The organism is Inquilinus limosus MP06 (assembly GCF_000767795.1).
Taxonomy (GTDB): domain Bacteria; phylum Pseudomonadota; class Alphaproteobacteria; order DSM-16000; family Inquilinaceae; genus Inquilinus; species Inquilinus limosus_E.
This window is the reverse complement of record NZ_JANX01000794.1, coordinates 1-2,177: the sequence shown is the minus strand read 5'-3', so window position 1 is coordinate 2,177 and position 2,177 is coordinate 1. Positions and strand designations below refer to the sequence as shown.

2 protein-coding genes are annotated in these 2,177 nt (G+C 70.6%); both read right to left on the bottom strand.

The genetic code is table 11. The annotated features are described in order from the left end of the window. Nucleotides 1-63 precede the first annotated feature (63 nt). Nucleotides 64-888 carry an ATP-binding cassette domain-containing protein gene (locus P409_RS32450; protein ID WP_052121651.1) on the bottom strand — a complete coding sequence of 275 codons (825 nt, stop codon included), beginning with the start codon at nt 886-888 and terminating at the stop codon, nt 64-66. Continuing rightward, nucleotides 885-2,027 (bottom strand): ABC transporter permease, encoded by a 1,143-nt coding sequence (locus tag P409_RS32445; RefSeq protein ID WP_034848342.1) that lies wholly within the window; start codon nt 2,025-2,027, stop codon nt 885-887. Before P409_RS32445 ends, P409_RS32450 begins: the two co-directional genes overlap by 4 nt. Between the last annotated feature and the right edge of the window lie 150 nt (nt 2,028-2,177).

Genomic DNA, 2,177 nt, shown 5'->3' with positions numbered 1-2,177 from the left:
GCGGACGGCGCGAACCCCCTCCCCCTGGCCCCCTCCCGCGAGGGGAGGGGGGACTAGACGGGCCTAAGCCGCCGCGTCGCTGCGTTCGAACTCGGCCAACTCGGCGGTCAGGCTGGCCAGCTCCTGGCCGCCGGCCATCATCTCCAGCACCTGCTCGCGGCTGATCTCGCTCTTGGCATAGGTGCCCAGGCAGCGGCCGCGGTTCAGCAAAGTGAAGGTGTCGGCCACCGGATAGGCGTGGTGGACATTGTGGGTGATGAAGATCACCCCCAGGCCCCGCGCCCGCGCCTGCACGATGTAGCGCAGCACCACCGAGGCCTGCTTGACGCCGAGGGCCGAGGTCGGCTCGTCCAGGATCAGCACCTTGGCGCCGAAATGCACGGCCCGGGCGATGGCGACGCATTGCCGCTCGCCGCCCGAGAGCGTCCCGACCGCCTGGCCGGGGTCGCGCACGTCGATGCCGATCTGGCGCATGGCGTCGCGCGCCACGGCGTTGGCCTTGTCCATGTCGATGCGCCGGGTCGGGCCCCAGCCCAAAGTCGGCTCGCGGCCCATGAAGAAGTTCCGGGTGATGCTCATCAGCGGCACCATCGCCAGGTCCTGGTAGACCGTGGCGATGCCGTGGTCGAGCGCGTCGCGCGGCGAGGCGAAGCGCACCTCGCGGCCCTCGACCCGCATCCGGCCCTCGCTGGGCTGGTGCACGCCGGCCAGGGTCTTGATCAGCGTCGACTTGCCGGCGCCGTTGTCGCCCAGGAGGGCCAGCACCTCGCCGGGGCGGACCGAGATGGTGATGTCCTTCAGCGCCACCACCGAGCCGAAATACTTGCAGACGCCCTGCAGCTCGACGAGGGGCGCGGCCCCTGCGTGCGGAACAGCTTCTGCGTTCACGACCGGCCTCCCGTCACCTTGCGGCGGATGTAGTTGTTCACGATCACGGCCAAGAGCAGCATCACGCCGAGGAAGACCTTGAACCAGTCGGTGTTCACGCCGGAGTAGAAGATGCCCATCTGCACCACGCCGAAGATCAGCGCGCCGAAGGCGGCGCCGATCACCGAGCCGTAGCCGCCGGTCAGGAGCGTGCCGCCGATCACCACGGCGATGATGGCCTCGAACTCCTTCAAGAGGCCGCGGTCGGCGGCGGCGGAGCCGAACTCCATCACCTGGCAGGCGGCGAAGACGGTGGCGCAGAAGGCGGTGCCCATGAACAGCAGCACCTTCACCCGGCCGACCGGCACGCCCATGTTGCGCGCCGCAATGTTGTCGCCGCCGACGGCGAAGATCCAGTTGCCGAAGCGGGTGCGCAGCAGGATCCAGGCGCCGATCGCGGTCAGCGCCAGCCACCACACCACCAGCACCGGCAGGCCGGGGACGATCGGGCTGCCGTCCTTGAAGGTGTCGATCAGCCCGACGCCGCCGGCCCAGCGGTAAAGGCCGTCCAGCACCGTGCCGGTGAAGAGGGGGGCCAGCCAGTCGGCCGCCGCCGGGTCCTTGACGCCGCCGACGATGGTGCGGTTGGTGAACAGGATCGACAGCGCGATGGTCATGCCCCGCAGGATGAACAGGAAGGCCAGGCTGACGATGAAGCTGGGCAGGCCGGTGCGCACCACCAGCCAGCCGTTCAGCGCGCCGATCGCCAGGGCGCCTGCGAAGGCGAAGACCAGCGACAGCCAGACCGGCCAGCCGAAGAACACGGTCGGGATCGCGATCATCATGCCGGCGAAGCCGATCATCGACCCGATCGACAGGTCGAACTCGCCGGCGACCATCAGCAGGCTGGCGCCGACCGCGAGGATGCCGAGCTGGGCCGACACCACCAGCCAGTTGGAGATGCCGTCGGCGCTGAACATGCCGGAGCCGCCGGCGGTGAGGCCGAAGAAGACGAAGACCAGCACGGTGCCGGCCATGGCGCCGAGCTCGGGGCGGGACAGCAGCCGCGAGGCGAGGGAGACCGAGCGCAGCCGCTCGTCGCCGGCGGGGCGGGGGGCGGGGCCCGACGGCATCCTGGTGTCTGTCTGGACGGTGGTCATGGCGTCTTCCGGGCTTGGGGCGGGAAGAGGGGGGGCGGCTTGGGGCCGGCGCTTCCGGTCGTCACTCCCCCTCCCCCTGCGGGAGGGGGTAGGGGAGGGGGCTGTCGATGCGAGGAGCGGGGCCGGCCGGGTCGTCGCTTCGGTGCGACC